This is a genomic window from Methanosarcina horonobensis HB-1 = JCM 15518, assembly GCF_000970285.1.
Classification (GTDB): Archaea; Halobacteriota; Methanosarcinia; order Methanosarcinales; family Methanosarcinaceae; genus Methanosarcina; species Methanosarcina horonobensis.
The window spans coordinates 1,109,067-1,124,427 of record NZ_CP009516.1 but is presented as its reverse complement, the minus strand read 5'-3'; the positions used below and the strand labels follow the sequence as shown (position 1 = coordinate 1,124,427).

Annotated in this window: 16 protein-coding genes; 7 read left to right on the top strand and 9 right to left on the bottom strand. The window is 43.2% G+C overall.

Going from position 1 to position 15,361, the window contains the following annotated elements; translation table 11 throughout:
• Positions 1–677: 677 nt before the first annotated feature.
• Positions 678–1,136, top strand: a complete 459-nt coding sequence (locus MSHOH_RS05070; protein WP_048137868.1) for an Hsp20/alpha crystallin family protein — start codon at positions 678–680, stop codon at positions 1,134–1,136.
• A 575-nt stretch (positions 1,137–1,711) separates the two neighbouring features.
• Here MSHOH_RS05070 and MSHOH_RS05065 read toward each other — a convergent pair.
• From MSHOH_RS05065 to MSHOH_RS05055, 3 genes are all read right to left on the bottom strand, one after another.
• The gene (locus tag MSHOH_RS05065; protein WP_048137866.1) at positions 1,712–2,947 is read right to left on the bottom strand and encodes an MFS transporter; all 1,236 of its coding nucleotides are present in this window, start codon (positions 2,945–2,947) and stop codon (positions 1,712–1,714) included.
• 237 nt (positions 2,948–3,184) lie between these two features.
• Positions 3,185–3,784 carry a TIGR00296 family protein gene (locus MSHOH_RS05060; RefSeq protein ID WP_048143198.1) on the bottom strand — a complete coding sequence of 200 codons (600 nt, stop codon included), beginning with the start codon at positions 3,782–3,784 and terminating at the stop codon, positions 3,185–3,187.
• A 437-nt stretch (positions 3,785–4,221) separates the two neighbouring features.
• A complete protein-coding gene (locus MSHOH_RS05055) occupies positions 4,222–5,472 on the bottom strand; it encodes a phosphoglycerate kinase (protein ID WP_048137864.1) in 1,251 nt (416 codons plus the stop codon).
• Positions 5,473–5,789: 317 nt separating this feature from the next.
• On the opposite strand from MSHOH_RS05055, the gene MSHOH_RS05050 reads away from it, so the two are divergent.
• From MSHOH_RS05050 to MSHOH_RS21950, 6 genes are all read left to right on the top strand, one after another.
• Positions 5,790–6,383, top strand: a complete 594-nt coding sequence (locus MSHOH_RS05050; RefSeq protein ID WP_052730720.1) for a uracil-DNA glycosylase — start codon at positions 5,790–5,792, stop codon at positions 6,381–6,383.
• A gap of 230 nt (positions 6,384–6,613) precedes the next feature.
• On the top strand, positions 6,614–6,913 hold the full coding sequence (locus MSHOH_RS05045) for an Hsp20/alpha crystallin family protein (RefSeq protein WP_048137862.1): 300 nt from the start codon (positions 6,614–6,616) through the stop codon (positions 6,911–6,913).
• 158 nt (positions 6,914–7,071) lie between these two features.
• Complete coding sequence (locus tag MSHOH_RS05040) at positions 7,072–7,266, top strand: 4Fe-4S dicluster domain-containing protein (protein ID WP_048137860.1); 195 nt, start codon at positions 7,072–7,074, stop codon at positions 7,264–7,266.
• Positions 7,267–7,384: 118 nt separating this feature from the next.
• Positions 7,385–7,579 (top strand): 4Fe-4S dicluster domain-containing protein, encoded by a 195-nt coding sequence (locus MSHOH_RS05035; RefSeq protein ID WP_048143196.1) that lies wholly within the window; start codon positions 7,385–7,387, stop codon positions 7,577–7,579.
• Positions 7,580–7,825: 246 nt separating this feature from the next.
• Positions 7,826–8,239, top strand: a complete 414-nt coding sequence (locus MSHOH_RS21955; RefSeq protein ID WP_052730719.1) for a sodium/calcium exchanger protein — start codon at positions 7,826–7,828, stop codon at positions 8,237–8,239.
• 36 nt (positions 8,240–8,275) lie between these two features.
• A complete protein-coding gene (locus MSHOH_RS21950; RefSeq protein ID WP_052730718.1) occupies positions 8,276–8,494 on the top strand; it encodes a hypothetical protein in 219 nt (72 codons plus the stop codon).
• A 146-nt stretch (positions 8,495–8,640) separates the two neighbouring features.
• Here the strand turns inward: MSHOH_RS21950 and MSHOH_RS22580 are convergent, their stop codons facing one another.
• The 6 genes from MSHOH_RS22580 to MSHOH_RS05000 form a co-directional block, all read right to left on the bottom strand.
• Entirely contained in the window at positions 8,641–9,195 is a 555-nt protein-coding gene (locus tag MSHOH_RS22580) for an ArsR/SmtB family transcription factor (protein WP_239451229.1), read from the bottom strand.
• 59 nt (positions 9,196–9,254) lie between these two features.
• Positions 9,255–10,715 (bottom strand): S-layer protein domain-containing protein, encoded by a 1,461-nt coding sequence (locus MSHOH_RS05020; RefSeq protein WP_048137858.1) that lies wholly within the window; start codon positions 10,713–10,715, stop codon positions 9,255–9,257.
• Positions 10,716–10,967: 252 nt separating this feature from the next.
• Positions 10,968–12,419: a HEAT repeat domain-containing protein gene (locus MSHOH_RS05015; RefSeq protein ID WP_048143194.1), complete on the bottom strand. Its 1,452-nt coding sequence runs from the start codon at positions 12,417–12,419 to the stop codon at positions 10,968–10,970.
• A 5-nt stretch (positions 12,420–12,424) separates the two neighbouring features.
• On the bottom strand, positions 12,425–13,273 hold the full coding sequence (locus tag MSHOH_RS05010) for a hypothetical protein (protein ID WP_048137856.1): 849 nt from the start codon (positions 13,271–13,273) through the stop codon (positions 12,425–12,427).
• A 1-nt stretch (position 13,274) separates the two neighbouring features.
• A complete protein-coding gene (locus MSHOH_RS05005; protein ID WP_048137853.1) occupies positions 13,275–13,931 on the bottom strand; it encodes a helix-turn-helix transcriptional regulator in 657 nt (218 codons plus the stop codon).
• A 417-nt stretch (positions 13,932–14,348) separates the two neighbouring features.
• A complete protein-coding gene (locus MSHOH_RS05000) occupies positions 14,349–15,101 on the bottom strand; it encodes an acetate--CoA ligase family protein (protein WP_048137851.1) in 753 nt (250 codons plus the stop codon).
• Positions 15,102–15,361 lie beyond the last annotated feature (260 nt).

Genomic DNA, 15,361 nt, shown 5'->3' with positions numbered 1-15,361 from the left:
TAAATTTCCTGAAAAGTCAATTGTAGATGATTTTTAGATATAAGTTAACAATGAAGCACGAGACGCCGAAAATCACCGCATACCCAAAAAGTTGACCTACTACCTAAAAAATACCCTCTGTACCCGAAAAATACCCCTCATACCCAGTAAATAGCGGTTTTTGGCCGATTTATTAGGCAAAGCGAGATTGTGAGAAAAGTATAAATAGAATAAATACTAACTACATGTTAGTAACTGAACCGTAACACCACCATGTAGTAACTGTGAAATACTAACTGTAAGGCAACACCACCAGTTACTTTCCCCAAAAACCTGTAAACAAAGATCTGCGAACAGACAAAAGGTGAACCTGTACCACCTTTAAAAAACGGATTTTCTTCCTCCACAAGAAAGCAGGTGAGAGCCTGAAACTCTCATCTGGCTCACCTGCAAGTCATGGATAGAGACACAAAAATCTCCGCCCCTGGCAGGGTTTCCATGTCTTTCAGGCAGCTTCCTGTGGAAAAGGAAAAATAAACTGTGCCATACCTCCAGAACACTTACAGATCAAACAAAATCATCAACCAATCTCAATAAAACACAAAAATAAGAAATACATCAAACCAGGGAAATCCGAAAAGGGATCGGAAAAACCGGAACCAGAGGGTTTCCTGAATTAAATCAGGAGGAATTTGTACATGAAACTTCCAATAAAGAGACCATCCCGTGACGTGTACAGCTGGGACCCGTTTGATGAGATTAGAAGAATGCAGGAATATATGGAACAGATGAAGAGGGCATTTCCTGAACTGGAAAACAGGTATGTAAGCGAGACCTTATCCCCGCTGACCGATGTTGCGGAAGAAGACAACAAGATTATTGTTACAACCGATCTGCCTGGCATTGACAGGGAAAATGTCGAGCTGAACCTGAGGGACAACTTCCTTGTAATAACTACAGAGAAAAAGAAAGAAGAGGAAACAGAAAAAGAAGGCTACCTCAGAAAAGAAAGGTCTTCCATGCGCTACTACCGTGAAATTCCTCTTCCTGACGGCGTAACCGAAGAAGGGGCAACTGCCCAGCTCAAAAACGGCGTCTTAACAGTTACTCTGCCAAAAACGAAATCCATAACCGGAAACAGGATTCAGATTGAATGATCCGGGATGTTGCCATAGTCAGATGCACCACCGGGCTAACTGCTGCCTTAATTACCACAACACAATGAAAACAATAAAACCAGCAAAACCGATAAAACCTGTACCGTTAGAGCCTATAAAGCCACAAAAACCAGATTTGCCGGCAGGACCTGCAGGTTACCAAGCCGGCAGGCAAACCTTCCTGGCTAGCCCATTAAATTTAACTTCAGAACTGTGTTTAAATCCGTTCCACTAACTGATAATCGGCAAGAATCGGCAAGCAGGAGTAAAATCCACTTAAAAAAAAATCTATGCCATAAAAGTACTCTTTCTCCACCCAATTTCTACCTCCACCTTTTTTCATTAACTTTTTCACTGACTTTATCCACTTTCTATTTATTATGTAATTCTGGAAAAACCAGAAAAGAGTAATCCCGTTTTTGTAATTTATTAAGAATCTGGAAAGCAGAGCAGGGATTTAGAATCGAGAAAAGATTCATGAAGGGGACCAGTAAAGCCGGATACAGGCTTGCTAACCATAAGCATCGGGAAAAAAGAAATTCAGGTTCTTCCCCGGATCGCTTGTCCTCATGGACTTATGCAGTCCCGGGTTCGGTTACTTTCTCTGGCTCTTCTACTTTTTTAATAACTACAAAGCCTGCCAGAAGCATAAGGAGAGCGCAGGCGTAAAAAGGTGTCACAAAGGTCACGTATCCTGCAAGGAAGCCTCCGAAGATCGGACCGAAAGCCATTCCTGCTGCCTGTGCCGTAGTTATTACGCTGAGCCTTGAACCTAAAGAAGAGCCATCAGAAAGATCAGCTGCAAGCGCCATTGCAGGCGTGTCTATTGCGGCTACGAGAAGTCCCTGAAAGGCCCGGAAAAGGATAAGCTGGCCTACGCTTGCTATGTAGCCCATCCCTACTACCAGAGGGACGCTAAGGAAAAGGCCACCAGCGATCAGTTTCTTTCTGCCTATCCTGTCCGAAAGGCTACCCAGAGGAGCCTGAAAGAGCAGCCTTGCAAAAATGTAAGCTGAGACCGCAACTCCAAGGGAAAGCTCGGACGCTTCAAGCCTGACTTCATATTCGGGGAGAAGGGCGACCACCATCATTATCCCTACCATCATCATTAGCATGGCACCTGCAAGGGAATAGACTGAAGCATAGGTTTTTTTGCTGCGTATTTTTTCGGAAGCAGGTTCAGGAGAGCTTCGGGTTTCTTTTACGAAAAAGGTCACAAGAACCAGGCTTATCACTCCGAGCAGGGAGCAGGAGTAAAAACCGGCATCAAAGCCCCAGTACCTGGCTATAGCTCCTCCGACAACAGGCCCGAGCCCGAAGCCGACACCCCGGATAGTCGTATAAATCCCCACAGATTTTCCCCGGGTCTCGGAGGTCGAAATATGCGTAACCATTGCGATAACTGCAGGTATGGTTGCCCCAACGGTAATTCCCTGCAGTAACCGGATGAAAAGAAGCTGCTCGTAGTTTGTTACCTGCGAATAAAGGAAAGAAAAGAAGGTGTACCCTATAAGCCCGAAGAGGATAAAAGGTCTCCTGCGGTCAAGCCTGTCAGAAAACCTGCCCATAATAGGCTGCGTAAGGGCGCTAAAGAGCCCGAAAACCGTCATTACAAGCCCTGCCCTGGCAACAAGGGGGAGCCCGGAAAGAAAGGATGCCCCAAGGTCAGAAATGTATAAAGGAATCAGGGCAACCAGCATTCCTGAACCGAGGTCTTCACAAAATCTGGAGAGGGAGAGGACGTAAAGCTCAGGGTTAATGTTGCCGAAAAAGTTCGGAAATGCATTCTTCTGCAGGTTACATATATTCATGATTGTTCAACTTAACTTAAAAGTGAGTGATATCCAAAAAATAACAAATATCTTGGACTATAAAACAATGTTGAAATCGTCTTGCTCGGGCGCAATAAAGAAAATAAAAAAGATATGAAATATGCGGAAATTATCAGGAAATACTTCCATTGACCCGGAGATAACTGATTAAGGGAAGACACCTTAGGTAGGACCTGAGTATATAAAACCTTTAGAATTTAGAGATTCCGGGGAATCTCAGAACTTTTCCTCTACGACTTCGCCCCCGGGTTCCTTTTCCTTGAAAATCTGCCCTTCAAAACAGTAGACTTCTGCTCCTTTAACCCAGGCATCCGGAGAAAGGCCGGCTTTCATGCAGGTATGCCCCAGGAAATCTATGGAATCCATCCCATGCTCAGGCGCAACCTGAGGAAGCAGCAGTCCCTGGCAGTAGCCCTGTTTGACAATGAGCCCGTGTTTGCCGATCTCTACCTTATCCGGAAGTTCTTCCGGAGGGACATTGATTTTCTCAGGTTGAGTCAGTATTGTAACCTCAACAATGATACTATCAAGCTCTTCTCCCACAACCGGAGGAAAACGTGGGTCGCGCGCTGCTGCAGAGATTGCGGAGTCAATGATAGCCTGCTCAAGTGTAGAGTCAGGGTAAGGATGCCCTATACAGCCTCTCAGCATCCCGTTTTCCGTTAGTGTGACAAAAACTCCCCTGTTTTCCCCGAAAACCGGTGGAAGATCCATGCCTGTGTCCCGGGGTCCTGGGACCCTGCCCCCCATTAGAAGCTTTTCAATGGTTTTTCTTGCAAGCTCTACTGCAGCCCTGCCTTCTGTTTCTGTAAGCATGCTTGAACCAACACCTGTAAACTTCATTCTAACCTGTAAATTTAACCCATCAACTATATGTTTGAACTGTAAATGCCAGCCAGCATCGTCAGTAACTATTGGCCACTATTGACGTGACGGTTAACGCGAAGGTTAATGTGACGGTATTTCTGTGACTGGTATGACAGTATGTTTATTGGAGCTGGTTAAAGTACATTTCTGGTATTGCCTGAAGTCCTGAAAAAGGAGATAATTTTTAAAAAGCCAAAAAGGAGGAAAAGTAAAGACCGAAAAAGAGTCGAAAACAAAAAGGTGAAAACAAAATAGTGAAAAAGTTGAAAAATAGAAATAAAGAAATAAGAATAAGACCAGATATTTTAAAGCAAAATTAAAAAGTCCGACAGAGATGTAAGGCAAGAAAGCCTTTTTTGTTGCCGGAACTTGAAGAAAACAGATCTTTAAAGCTTTTTAGCTTCCTGATATTTTTTATAGGCAGCCTTCAGAGCCTCAACTCCGGGCAGCTTTTCTCCTGCAAGGTAATCAATACAGGCTCCTCCACCTGTGCTGATGTGTGAAAAGCGGTGTTCCAGCCCGAGATGTGCGACTTCAACTGAGATATGCCCGCCTCCAATGATTGAGAAATCGGATTTTATGGCAGCTTTTATAATTTCATGAGTCCCGAGGGCAAATTCGTCAATTTCGGAAACTCCGGCAGGACCATTCAGGACAACGGTTTTGGAATTTTGGATTTCGTTTGTATAATCGACAATTGTTTCAAGCCCTATATCATTAATGGGCAGAGAATCGGAATTGAGTTCAGATATAGGCACTTCTACTCTTTTTTTGTTGTCGTTTAAGGCTACATCTTTCGGAAGGCCGATTTTGTCATCGAACTTCGCAAGTAAACCTCTTGCCTTTTCGATCTGGTCTTCGTATCCCTGGGATTTAATGAAGTCCAGGTTGGCTTTTCCGATGTTTACTCCAGAAGCAGCAAGAGCAACGTTTGCAACCACTCCCGTAAGAAGTACTCTATCCGCCCCTCCGTTTGTGAGGACGTTTTCGGTCACTCTCAGGGAGTCGTCCACTTTTGCTCCACCCAGCACGAAAATGCTTGGCCTTTCCCCTCCCTTGACCCCTCTGTCCAGAGACGTAAGTTCTTTTTCCATTACCCTGCCGGCTCCAGATGGAAGGACTTCGGTAAAGCCTACAACAGAGAGGTGAGACCTGTGAGCTACTGCAAAAGCGTCGTTGAGGAAAATATCGACAAAAGGTGACAGTTTTTTAACCATATATGTATTGGCCTGTTCGGCTGGCGTTCTTTCCAGGCTTTCTTCCGAATAAAACCTGACGTTTTCAAGCATAATGACATCCCCGTCTTCCATAGAAGCGATCTGGGTTTTTGCAAAGGTCCCGAAGATGTCATCCACATAAGTAACTTGCCTGCCCAGATACCTGGACAGCAGGTGGGCATGAGGTTTCATCGTAGTGAAATCTTTTTTCCCGGGTCTGCTCTGGTGCGCAAGCAGAACGACTTTTGCGCTTTCAAGGTCTTTAAGAGTCGCAATATGACTCTTGATCCTCATATCGTCCAGAATGTGACCCTGGGTGTCCATAGGAGAGTTCATGTCGACCCTTAAAAGAATCGTCTTTCCGCGTATGTCAAAATCATCGATTGTAAGAAAGTTTCTGGAAGTCATTACCCTCAGCACACCTTTGTAAACAAAATTTTATATATATAAGAGAATAAATCCTAATAGATAAAATTTTAGAGAATCTTATTCTTGTAGTGTTGGTTATCTTTGTCATGGAATTTTTTCCATAAATAAGTTTGTCCTGATCTGTACTTTAGATATAGATTACTATTTTTATATGAAAAATAAGAAAAAAGACAATAAAAACAGGAAAAAATCAGTCATTTCAGAGAAAATGCAATCGGTATTGTAAAGGAATTGACATTTAAATAATATCCAGTTATTTAAAAGGTTATACCATCAGGATAAAAGAATTAGCTAAAGAGGTAAACAATATGGCAGCAGAGGAAGAGGATTGCGGAAACCTTGAAGAAAGAGTTCGAAAAATGGTGGATGCCGGGTACGAGACCGTCGCAAGAGAGGCGGTAGCCTGCATACGATGCCCCCTCCATAAGAGTGCGATAAAAAGAGTGATAGGAAAAGGGTCCTGTAACCCAAAAGTGTTTTTTATAGGAGAAGCTCCGGGAGACGCCGAAAATAAATCCGGAATCCCCTTCTATGGGAGAGCAGGGAAACAGCTGGACAAAATGGTAGAGTATATGAGGCTTTCAGAAGAAGACTGGTTTGTAACGAATACTGTCAAATGTCATCCCCCAGAAAACAGAAAGCCGAAGGTGCACGAGATCGAATGCTGCAAACCCTTCCTTACTGCCCAGATAGCTCTGCTTAATCCTAAACTCATAATTCTCCTTGGCAATACAGCTGAAAGATCGTACTGCCCAAAAAGAAAACTTGAATGGGGAGTTCCGGTTGAACTGGATGGGAGAATAGTCCTGAAACTCTACCACCCGGCAGCGCTGATATATACAGCTTCAAAAATAGAAGTCCAGAGAGCTTTTATTGATAAAAATAGAGAACTCTGGCAGTAAGAGAATAGCGAGAAAGTAGTAATAAATAAGACATCTTATAAAGTCAAGTTCAGGAAGACAGCACGAAAAAAAATCGGCAAGAAGAAGTGCAGAAAAATGTAACAAAAACTGTAGCAGGCAGTTATTGCTCAAAAAATATAAATAAAGCGATCCCGCTATTATTATCTGGATTTACGTTATAATTTGCTTCTTTGCTTTATAACTGCTTTACAACACTTGGGGGTTAAATAATGGCAATGGTGAGAATGACACCTGATATGTTTTCATGTTCGGATGACGAGGGAAACCTCTACATCGAAATCGATATGGTTGGGGTAGATAAAGAGAATATCGAATTGAAAATGGTCGAAGACGGTTTTTTCGTAAGAGCAAAAAGAGAAGAAACCGGGGTAGAATATGCGGGGACTTACGCATTCTGCTACGGGGTAGTTCCTGAGAAGGCTGTTGCAAGATATACTGATGGAAAGCTCTATGTTAAAGTGCCTTACAGGGAAGCTAAAGCAGAGACAGTTGATGTCAAAATTCAGTGAAAAACTGTAATGAAATAGAATAGTACCTTTGATGGAACAGGCTAACAGAACAGATAACTATCGAACTGATAATTATCATAACTAAAACATTAGAGCCGTAACCAAACACTAGAAACTCAATTTTCTAATTCAAGAAAGCCTGATAAAATGGAGATAATATGTATCCTGTAATCGATTATCATAGATGTAATGGGGCTTTAGCCTGCTATGAGGTTTGCCCTGCAGAAGTTTTTGATATTGACGAAATAGATAGGGTAAAAAAGGCGGTTGTAGCTCGCCCGGAAAACTGTATAGAGTGCGAACAATGTGTGGAAGCCTGTCCAGCAGATGCTATCGAACTTGTAGAAGACTGAGTTCAAAGCTCCCTGTCAACAGTTGCCAAGAGTAACAGAACTAAAAGAAGTAGCCGGTCAAAGCTTACAGAAAAGCAAACAGAAACTCAAGAATGCCGGCACTCCTGGAGAGGTAAAAATGCACCCCAGAATTGACTATAATAAATGTGTTGGTTCACTTGAATGTTACGATATTTGCCCCGTGGACGTGTTTGATGCGGAAGAAACGGAAGAAGGAAAAAGGGCGGTAGTGGCACGTCCTGAGGACTGCATAGAGTGTGAACAATGTATAGAGGTCTGTCCCACTGACGCAATCGAACTGGTAGAAGATTAAAAAGATTTAGAGAGGCAAAAGAACTTAGAGAGGTAGAAACTGGATTATAATCGCAAAACATTAGGTGGATCTTTATTCAAAAAATAGGATAAACAAAAAATAAGGTAAAAATTCATAGAAGCGAATAAAAAAATATTTTTTAAAATTTCTTTTTTATTATCAGGAATTAACAGTCATCGGTTCTAATATTCTGTTATTTAACATGACCCACATTTAGAAGTTCTTTTTGCGGAGAAGGAAACAGGAATGGAGCTGCCTGCTGCTATAATTCTTTTTGTTATCTTTACTGCTGTAATAGGTACTGAAGGAACCAGGCTTAGTAAAACCGCAGACCAGTTTGCAGACCTTACCGGACTTGGGGAAGCTCTGGTAGGGGGAGTGCTCATAGGGAGTATTGATTCCCCTGCAGGAGCCATAACCTCAATTACAGCGGCCTACGAGAACCACCCCGAGCTTGCAATCAGCAACGCAGTCGGAAGGTATCCTTGCCCAGACAAAATTTCTTGCTCTTGCCGATATCAGTTACAAGAAAGCAAACCTAGAGCATGCAGCTGCATCCTATCCGAATCTGATGCAGGGTACTCTTCTCATGATAATCGGGTATATTGCCGGAATACGCATGATCTGGGAAGCAGAGAAAAGGGCAATGTGGGTTCCTAAAAGTACGACGTCAACTTACAGGACCTGGTTCTGTATGTGGAAGGCGAGTACCTGAACAAAAAAAGAGTTACAGTAAAGTTTTTCATCCTGGCAGCAGTTGTAGCCTTTTCCGGATTTGTGGTGGCAGAGGCCAGAATAGTAATTGCTGCGGAAACAAAGCTTTCCGAGACCATTGTAGGAGGGCTTTTTACCGGAGTAGCCACCACACTTCCCGAATCATCATTACCTTTACGGCAGTCAGGCAGGGAGCCCTGACTCTGGCAGTAAGCAATATTATAGGAGGCAATACATTTGATGTGCTTTGCGTTGCCTTTTCGGATATAGACTATCTGAATGGCTCCATATACCATGTGCTTGCCAGGAGTCAGCTGCTCATAATCGCCATGACCCTTATGCAGGTTTCAATCCTGGTTATGGGCCTCCTTGACAGGGAAAAGCACGGCATAGCGGGTATAGGCTGGGAGAGCTTCCTGATTATTGTTCATTTTATAGGAGGATATATACTCATTTTTTTCTTCTGAACTCTCTAAAAGGGCAACTGCCTGTCCGGAAAGATTTTTACTGCAGTTTTCCGGAACATCCAGGACAAAAGAGCCGTTATCCCTGTTTTCCAGGGGTACCAGCAAAATTGGCTGTTCTGTGAGGGCATAGATTTTAACCTCACGGCCTTTACAGCTCCATTTTACCTGCCTGACCTTTATCAGGCCGACCTTTTCCAGTAAACAAAGATTGTATGCCAGTGTATTCAGGCGGAGTCCAAGCTCTGATGCAAGTTCACCTGCAGACATCTGCTTTTTCCGAAGTTGATTAAGAATTTGCATAGGAAGAGGCCTTGAAAGAGCTCTTGCAAGCAGAGATACCTCATCCGGCAGCGACGGAACAGGTACGAGGACTAAATCTTCAGTTATGTTCAAACCTTTCAACCCTCTTTCCCGTTCCTTGAGCAAATCACTCAAAATCATTACCTCATTTTTCCTTTAGACCAGATATTTGTGTTGTTTTCAATTTAAAATACTTATTTGCTTTTAATATTAAAACCTCTCCAAAAATTCCAGTGCCATGAAGTAGGCAACCCTGTACTTTTGTTAGTGAACTTAGCCAATCCCTTTTCGGGAGAAGGTGAGGCAGAAAAATCAGCAGCTAAAGTATCATTAACTGAGGTTTCATTGGCAACTAAAGTAGCATTAGCAACTGGAGTAACATTAGTAACTGAAGCATTTCCAAAAACAAGGCTGCCAGGGTTAGATGCATCTACTCCGCTAATAATTTGCCCAAGTGTGGATTCTCCGATTTTGTCCCCGATATTAAGGGTCCTGGCACTTGCATAGTCAATAAGCCAGATACCATCAACCCAGATAACGCTGGTTTCTGTACCCACGAATATCTGTTTGACATTTACTTTCATGACAACAACGTCGTTTTCACCCTGAACATTGTCAAGGGTTACAGTCCATGTACTGTTGCCGTCAGCACCAACCAGGACATTTTGATCAGAAACATGTTGCCCGTCCTTCGTGACTTCAAGCCAGACATTCTCACTGTCAATATCGATTTCCCTGACCTCAAGAGCATAACCATTGCCGAGATCAAGTGTTTCACCAGGTTTAAGGGTGTGCGTTTCATTGCTGTCAAGAATCAAACTGGCAAGCTTGTTAACGTGAGATTGCCAGATCTCATCCTCACTGGAAAATAATGGAACATAATTCTCTCCAGATAAATTGATCAGAGGATACTGCTCATCGGACCAGTTCCCGCATTCATAACCGGTTCCGACAACACTACAGATTGCAGAAGGTTCCGCAGTATTTTCGAAAACAAGACTTCCCAGGTTAGACTCATCTGTTCCATTAATGACTTCCTTTAATGTAAACTCCCCGAGTTTATCTTCTACATTGAGAGTTCTGGCATTTATAAAGTCAATAAGCCATATACCATCGATCCTAACGATGCAATCTTCCGCACCCACGAAGATATTGTTGATATAGACTTTCATGACAATAACGTCGTTTTCACCCTGAACGTTGTCAAGGGCTACATTCCACGTATTGTTGTCATTTGTTTTAACCGGGATAATCTGGTCAGCGATGTATTGTCCGTCTCGGGTTAACTCGAGCCAGACATCCACATAATCACTACTGATCTGCTTAACTTTGAGAGCATAACCTTCACCAAGGTCAATTTTTTCTCCGGGTTTAAGGATATACGTTTCATTGCTGTCAAGAATCAAACTGGCAAGCTTGTTAACATGCGTATCCCGGATATTTCCTTTAGTGGTAAACAGGGGAACATATTTTTCTCCACACAAATCGATTATTGGATATTGTTCATCAGACCAGCTATCACACTCATAGTGAGTAGCTATAACTTTACAGATAGTGGTTCCATTGCTAACATTGTCTGCTGCACTTGCAGTACCTGCGGTAACTGCAATTAATACAGCAAGAGCAGCCAGTAAGACTGTTGTATATTTCTTCATTTTATTGTTTCCTCCGTATTATTTGCGAAACCTTTTAGATTTTGTGGGACCCTCAAAAATCTAGCACAGCTTCCGCTAACATTTGATTGCTAGCGATCAAAATTTGGGAGATGAGATAGCATCTCTCACCAAAGTCCCGGAGGTTTGCAATTATTGCTAGACAAATAAACGTGTAAAGTAAAGAAGCTCTTTTTGTTGTCTTGTTTCTTGTTTTATTTCCGTTTCTTTATGCTCGACAATTTTTCAATCAAATCAAGAAACAGAATAGACATTAGTCGCCTCACCTCTTTCTATTTTTCCGAGTAACTCCTCTGCAGTGTCCCTGACACTCCTATACTCTTCCATATCTTTGCTGATCCGGCGCAAACCCTCGATAGCCTCCGGTCCTCCAAGTTCCCCAAGAGCCCGGACCTCCGCAACCCTAACATCCCATTCCTTTTCAGTTTCCATAGCTTTGAGGAGAGGTTCAACGGCTTCCTGATCTCCAAGTTTTCCCAGACCGTCTGCAGCACTTTGCCTTACTCTATAGTTTTCATCTTCAAGAGAAGAGATCAGGGGATCAACAGCTCGAGAACCCCCGATTTTTATAAGGGAATCTACAATACTCTTTCTTAGCAGCCATGAATCATCCCCAAGAAGAGCAGTAAGAGAATCCACAACCTCAGGGCCTCCAATATTTCCCAGAGCTGCGGCGGCTGCAATCTGAACATTCTGGTTTTTGGCTTGAAGGAGCTCCTCAAGATAAGGAACAGAATCTTTGCTCTCAATCCTTCCAAGAGAACGAGCAGCGACTTCCTGTACCTCGGGATCGCTGTCCCCAAGAGCATCGATAAGAGGTAGCTCTATCTGGACAACTTCCTCTGACTCTATAAAAAAACCCAGGGCAAAAGCGGCTTCCTTTCTTACCTCTGGAGCCTTATCATCCAGCATTTCAATCAGGTAAGGAATAGAAGCAGGATCCCGAAGACCATAATACACCTTTACGGCGTTAGCCCGAGTTGTGGGATTACTGCTGCGCAGAAATTTAGTAAGTTTTCCAAAAAGCTGTTCACTTTCAAATCTGCTAAGGGTATCGGCTGCTGTAGATCCAATATCTTTGTCATCCAAAAGATCTAGAAGAGGATCAACTGCTCTGGAATCTCCGATTTCTCCGAGAGCAAGTACAATTTCCCAGCGTTTACTGTAATCATCACGATTCAGAACTTCGCAAAGAGGCTCAACTGCCCTAGGATCTTTAAATGCTCCAAGAGCACACACTGAACTGTGAACTACCCCTTCATTTTCATCCCTCAGGAGCTCAATAAGAGGTTCAACAGCTTCAGAGGCCCCAAGCCAGCCAAGTGAAGAAGCCGCATTCATGCGAACCTCAGGGGAGGGGTCATCCAGAACTTCAATAAGAGAGTCTGAGGCTTTTTGATCTCCTATTTCTCCAAGGGCACGAGCAGCAAGGCTGCGCACCTGAGGATCATCATCTTTTAGAGCTTTTATCAAAGGGTCCACTGCAGGCTCCCCGATATCAACAAGTGCATAAGATGAAGCATAACTGATATTCTGATCCTTATCCCCGAGACTCTGGATCAGTTTCTCCACCCTTGCTTCAAGAGGATCCTGACCAAGGCAACCGGCACAGATTCCAGAAAACAAAATCAAGAGAATCAAAAGTCTTGCATCCCTGCAACTGAAAAGCTCATGTCGCTCTGTCATATGCATCACCTGCTCTCCTCTTCAGAAGGGATCAGCAGTTCAGCAGAAACCACCTGATTCTGCCACTTTGAGGTTACATTAATCAGGAAGCGATCCTCACTTTCTCCGATTACCACATTCCTGACAGGCATATAGGACTCTCCTGAGGGCTCTCCATGTACGATTTCCACAATCGCATAGGGATAATCCGGCCAGGTCCACAGGGCTGCTTTATCTTGATTTCCCACATAATAAATACCGGAAGATGTGAGCACCGGCTTCCCTGTTCTTTCATTTGTCACTGTAAGGGTTGTGGATACGTCTCTTGCAGAGCCTAATCCTTTATTAATCAGATAGCCGTAGATCCTGTAAATATCAGAAGTGTTCTTGCTCTCCATTTCATATTCTAGTTTCAGGTGGATTTCAGGAAATGGAATTTGTACAAGATAGGTGCCTTCATCAAGAGTCCTACTATTCTCAACAATCTTCACTTTTACCGGGTATTCCCCGGGAAGCGCATACCCAATCCATATACCGACCGAATTGTTTCCAGGAAGAAGGTGAATTGGCTTCTCAAGCGAAACATATTCTACATTCCACGGGTCTTCGGAATCGTTGGGAATAATCAGCCCTAAAGTGGAGTGAGCCACCCCGTTGCCGTCCACAAAAGCATTCTCAACCTCAAGCCACACGTCTACAGGTTTTGAACCGTTGTTCTGAAGCACTATATTCAGCTGTCCGGGTTCCCCAACCCCAAGAGGGGACGCGTTCATGTCTGCGATATACACATCAGCCCCATTTCCGTATTGCCATAAACCCCACAGAGCCAAGATCAGTAAGGCAACTGAAACATATACCAGGATATTTTTCCTCATCTTATTCCCCCTCCATCCCTGTATTCTTCGTCCCCGCATCCTTAATTCTTGAATTATCCTTAAGCTCGTCAGCTATCGAAATACAGTTGGTAAGCCCGTACTTTCTCTTTGTTATTATGCCCCTTCTTTCCAGGTTCATAAGAACCCTGGAAACCTTGGCTTTGGAAAAATCAAGGGAATTTACAAGCTCGTTCTGGAGAATTCTTCCTCCTTTTGCTGCAATCAGTTCAACAGCTTTTCTTTCATCTCCTTCAAGAGCCCGCAAAAGGACGTCGGTAGGACAGATATTAGGCTTATCGGGCAGGAGTTTCTCAACACAGGCATTTTCATGGGAGAACTCAAATCTCCTCTCCAGAATCTCAAATTTGTCTTCCCCAACTTCTTCTGCCGCAAAATTGAGAGCCTTTACATGGGCTGCGGGACCGGTTACGGAGAAAACCGGATCCTGAAGCCCGGAAGACCGCAGAACCTGAGCCAGAGCCAGACCTCCTATGAACCCTGAAAAAAGAAGAATATACGCTTCTTTTACCGTATACACATAAGGAATATCCACAACCTTGAACGTGTCTCCTTCAAGCTGGATCACCACAGGTGTGTCTTCAAGAAGAAGATCAATGGCGATAATGCTTGATAAGAGCAGGATACCTACAGCCAGCACGAATCTTTTTCGTTCCTGGATCGTACTACCACCTCATTTACTACCTCCAGTATGTACGAAACAAATGTTATATTTTTAGTTTGACCTGAACCCGAGACGTCTCAGAATTCTGAGACCACTGGCAATGAATGACGAAAATATTTTCATACATACATATTAAAAAAATCAGAGTATCTACCGCACAGGAGACAAAAAATAGGCGAAAAGTAGGCCGAACTGATAGATAAATAGGGCATGTGAAAGGTGAGTAAATGAATATGACAACAAACAGACAGGTGATGGAGAAGTTAAGAAAAATAGAGAGAAAAAAGACAGGGGCTGAGAACAAATAATCAGTTAGACAAGTTTTTTCTTCAAACTATCAATTTTACTTAAAAGTATATGTTTTTCTTAAAAGTATCAGTTTTCCTCAAAGCATCACTTTTTCTTCAATGTAAGCCTCATGTCCACTGCAAAAGCTCCCTTTCCCTCTTCCAGAACCATCATGGGATTGATTTCAAACTCTTCGATTTCCGGAAAATCGCACACAAGCTTCGAGACTCTTATAATGGCATCCACCAGGGCATCAATATCAGAAGGTTTTGCACCCCGAGCTCCTGCAAGAAGAGGATAGGTCTTTATCCCTGTAATCATCTCCCTGGCTTCCTTTTCATTCACAGGGGCAATGGCAAACATCACATCCTTGAGAATTTCCACATAAACTCCTCCAAGCCCGAACATCAACATGGGCCCAAAGGTCGGGTCGCGGATCATTCCGATAATTATTTCTTTTCCGCCTGAGAGCATTTGCTGCAGCTGGATACCCTCAAGGACTGCATCCGGCCTTTTTTCAGGAATCGTTCCCATCATTTCCCTGTAAGCAGCTCTTACCTCATCCCCGTTTTGCAGTGAGAGCCTGATCCCGCCCACATCCGATTTATGGGAAATCTGTAGAGAAACGACCTTCATAACAAGAGGATAACCTATCTCCTCTGCAGCTTTTACGGCTTCCTCTTCAGTCTTTGCAAAGGCAGTCTGTACTACAGGAATGCCGTAAGCTTTCAGGATGCCAAAAGATTCAAGGCCAAGAGTTTGCCGTTCAGCCTCTCGTGCAGCTTTAATAATTTCAACTGCCAGAGTCCTATCCGAACCGGATTCAGAAAAGGCGAGGTCTACCTGTTTCATAACCATATGATGTCCTCAGAACAGTTATTCTTTAAGAGAAATAATTTAATGGACAAGTTATAAAATGTGCGTGCCTTATCTTAAAGCTGAAAAGTTTTTTTTCCACATAAAAAGAAAGAGTGATCAGGTTCCAGAAGAAAGATAACTCTATTGGCTACGAAAAAAAATTTAACCAATAGACTAAAAAAACAGCTAATTAAAGAACAGCTCCGACGGCTGCCGGCGGCCCGGTAAAAGAGATAATAAAAAAGGCTTGAAAAATAGCA

What these genes read in the sequence shown, in the direction of transcription:
- MSHOH_RS05070 (WP_048137868.1), top strand. Translation starts at nt 678, where the DNA reads ATGAAACTTCCAATAAAGAGACCATCCCGTGACGTGTACAGCTGGGAC.
- MSHOH_RS05065 (WP_048137866.1), bottom strand. Translation starts at nt 2,947, where the DNA reads ATGAATATATGTAACCTGCAGAAGAATGCATTTCCGAACTTTTTCGGC.
- MSHOH_RS05060 (WP_048143198.1), bottom strand. Translation starts at nt 3,784, where the DNA reads ATGCTTACAGAAACAGAAGGCAGGGCTGCAGTAGAGCTTGCAAGAAAA.
- MSHOH_RS05050 (WP_052730720.1), top strand. Translation starts at nt 5,790, where the DNA reads ATGGCAGCAGAGGAAGAGGATTGCGGAAACCTTGAAGAAAGAGTTCGA.
- MSHOH_RS05045 (WP_048137862.1), top strand. Translation starts at nt 6,614, where the DNA reads ATGGCAATGGTGAGAATGACACCTGATATGTTTTCATGTTCGGATGAC.
- MSHOH_RS05040 (WP_048137860.1), top strand. Translation starts at nt 7,072, where the DNA reads ATGTATCCTGTAATCGATTATCATAGATGTAATGGGGCTTTAGCCTGC.
- MSHOH_RS05035 (WP_048143196.1), top strand. Translation starts at nt 7,385, where the DNA reads ATGCACCCCAGAATTGACTATAATAAATGTGTTGGTTCACTTGAATGT.
- MSHOH_RS21955 (WP_052730719.1), top strand. Translation starts at nt 7,826, where the DNA reads ATGGAGCTGCCTGCTGCTATAATTCTTTTTGTTATCTTTACTGCTGTA.
- MSHOH_RS05020 (WP_048137858.1), bottom strand. Translation starts at nt 10,715, where the DNA reads ATGAAGAAATATACAACAGTCTTACTGGCTGCTCTTGCTGTATTAATT.
- MSHOH_RS05015 (WP_048143194.1), bottom strand. Translation starts at nt 12,419, where the DNA reads ATGACAGAGCGACATGAGCTTTTCAGTTGCAGGGATGCAAGACTTTTG.
- MSHOH_RS05010 (WP_048137856.1), bottom strand. Translation starts at nt 13,273, where the DNA reads ATGAGGAAAAATATCCTGGTATATGTTTCAGTTGCCTTACTGATCTTG.
- MSHOH_RS05000 (WP_048137851.1), bottom strand. Translation starts at nt 15,101, where the DNA reads ATGGTTATGAAACAGGTAGACCTCGCCTTTTCTGAATCCGGTTCGGAT.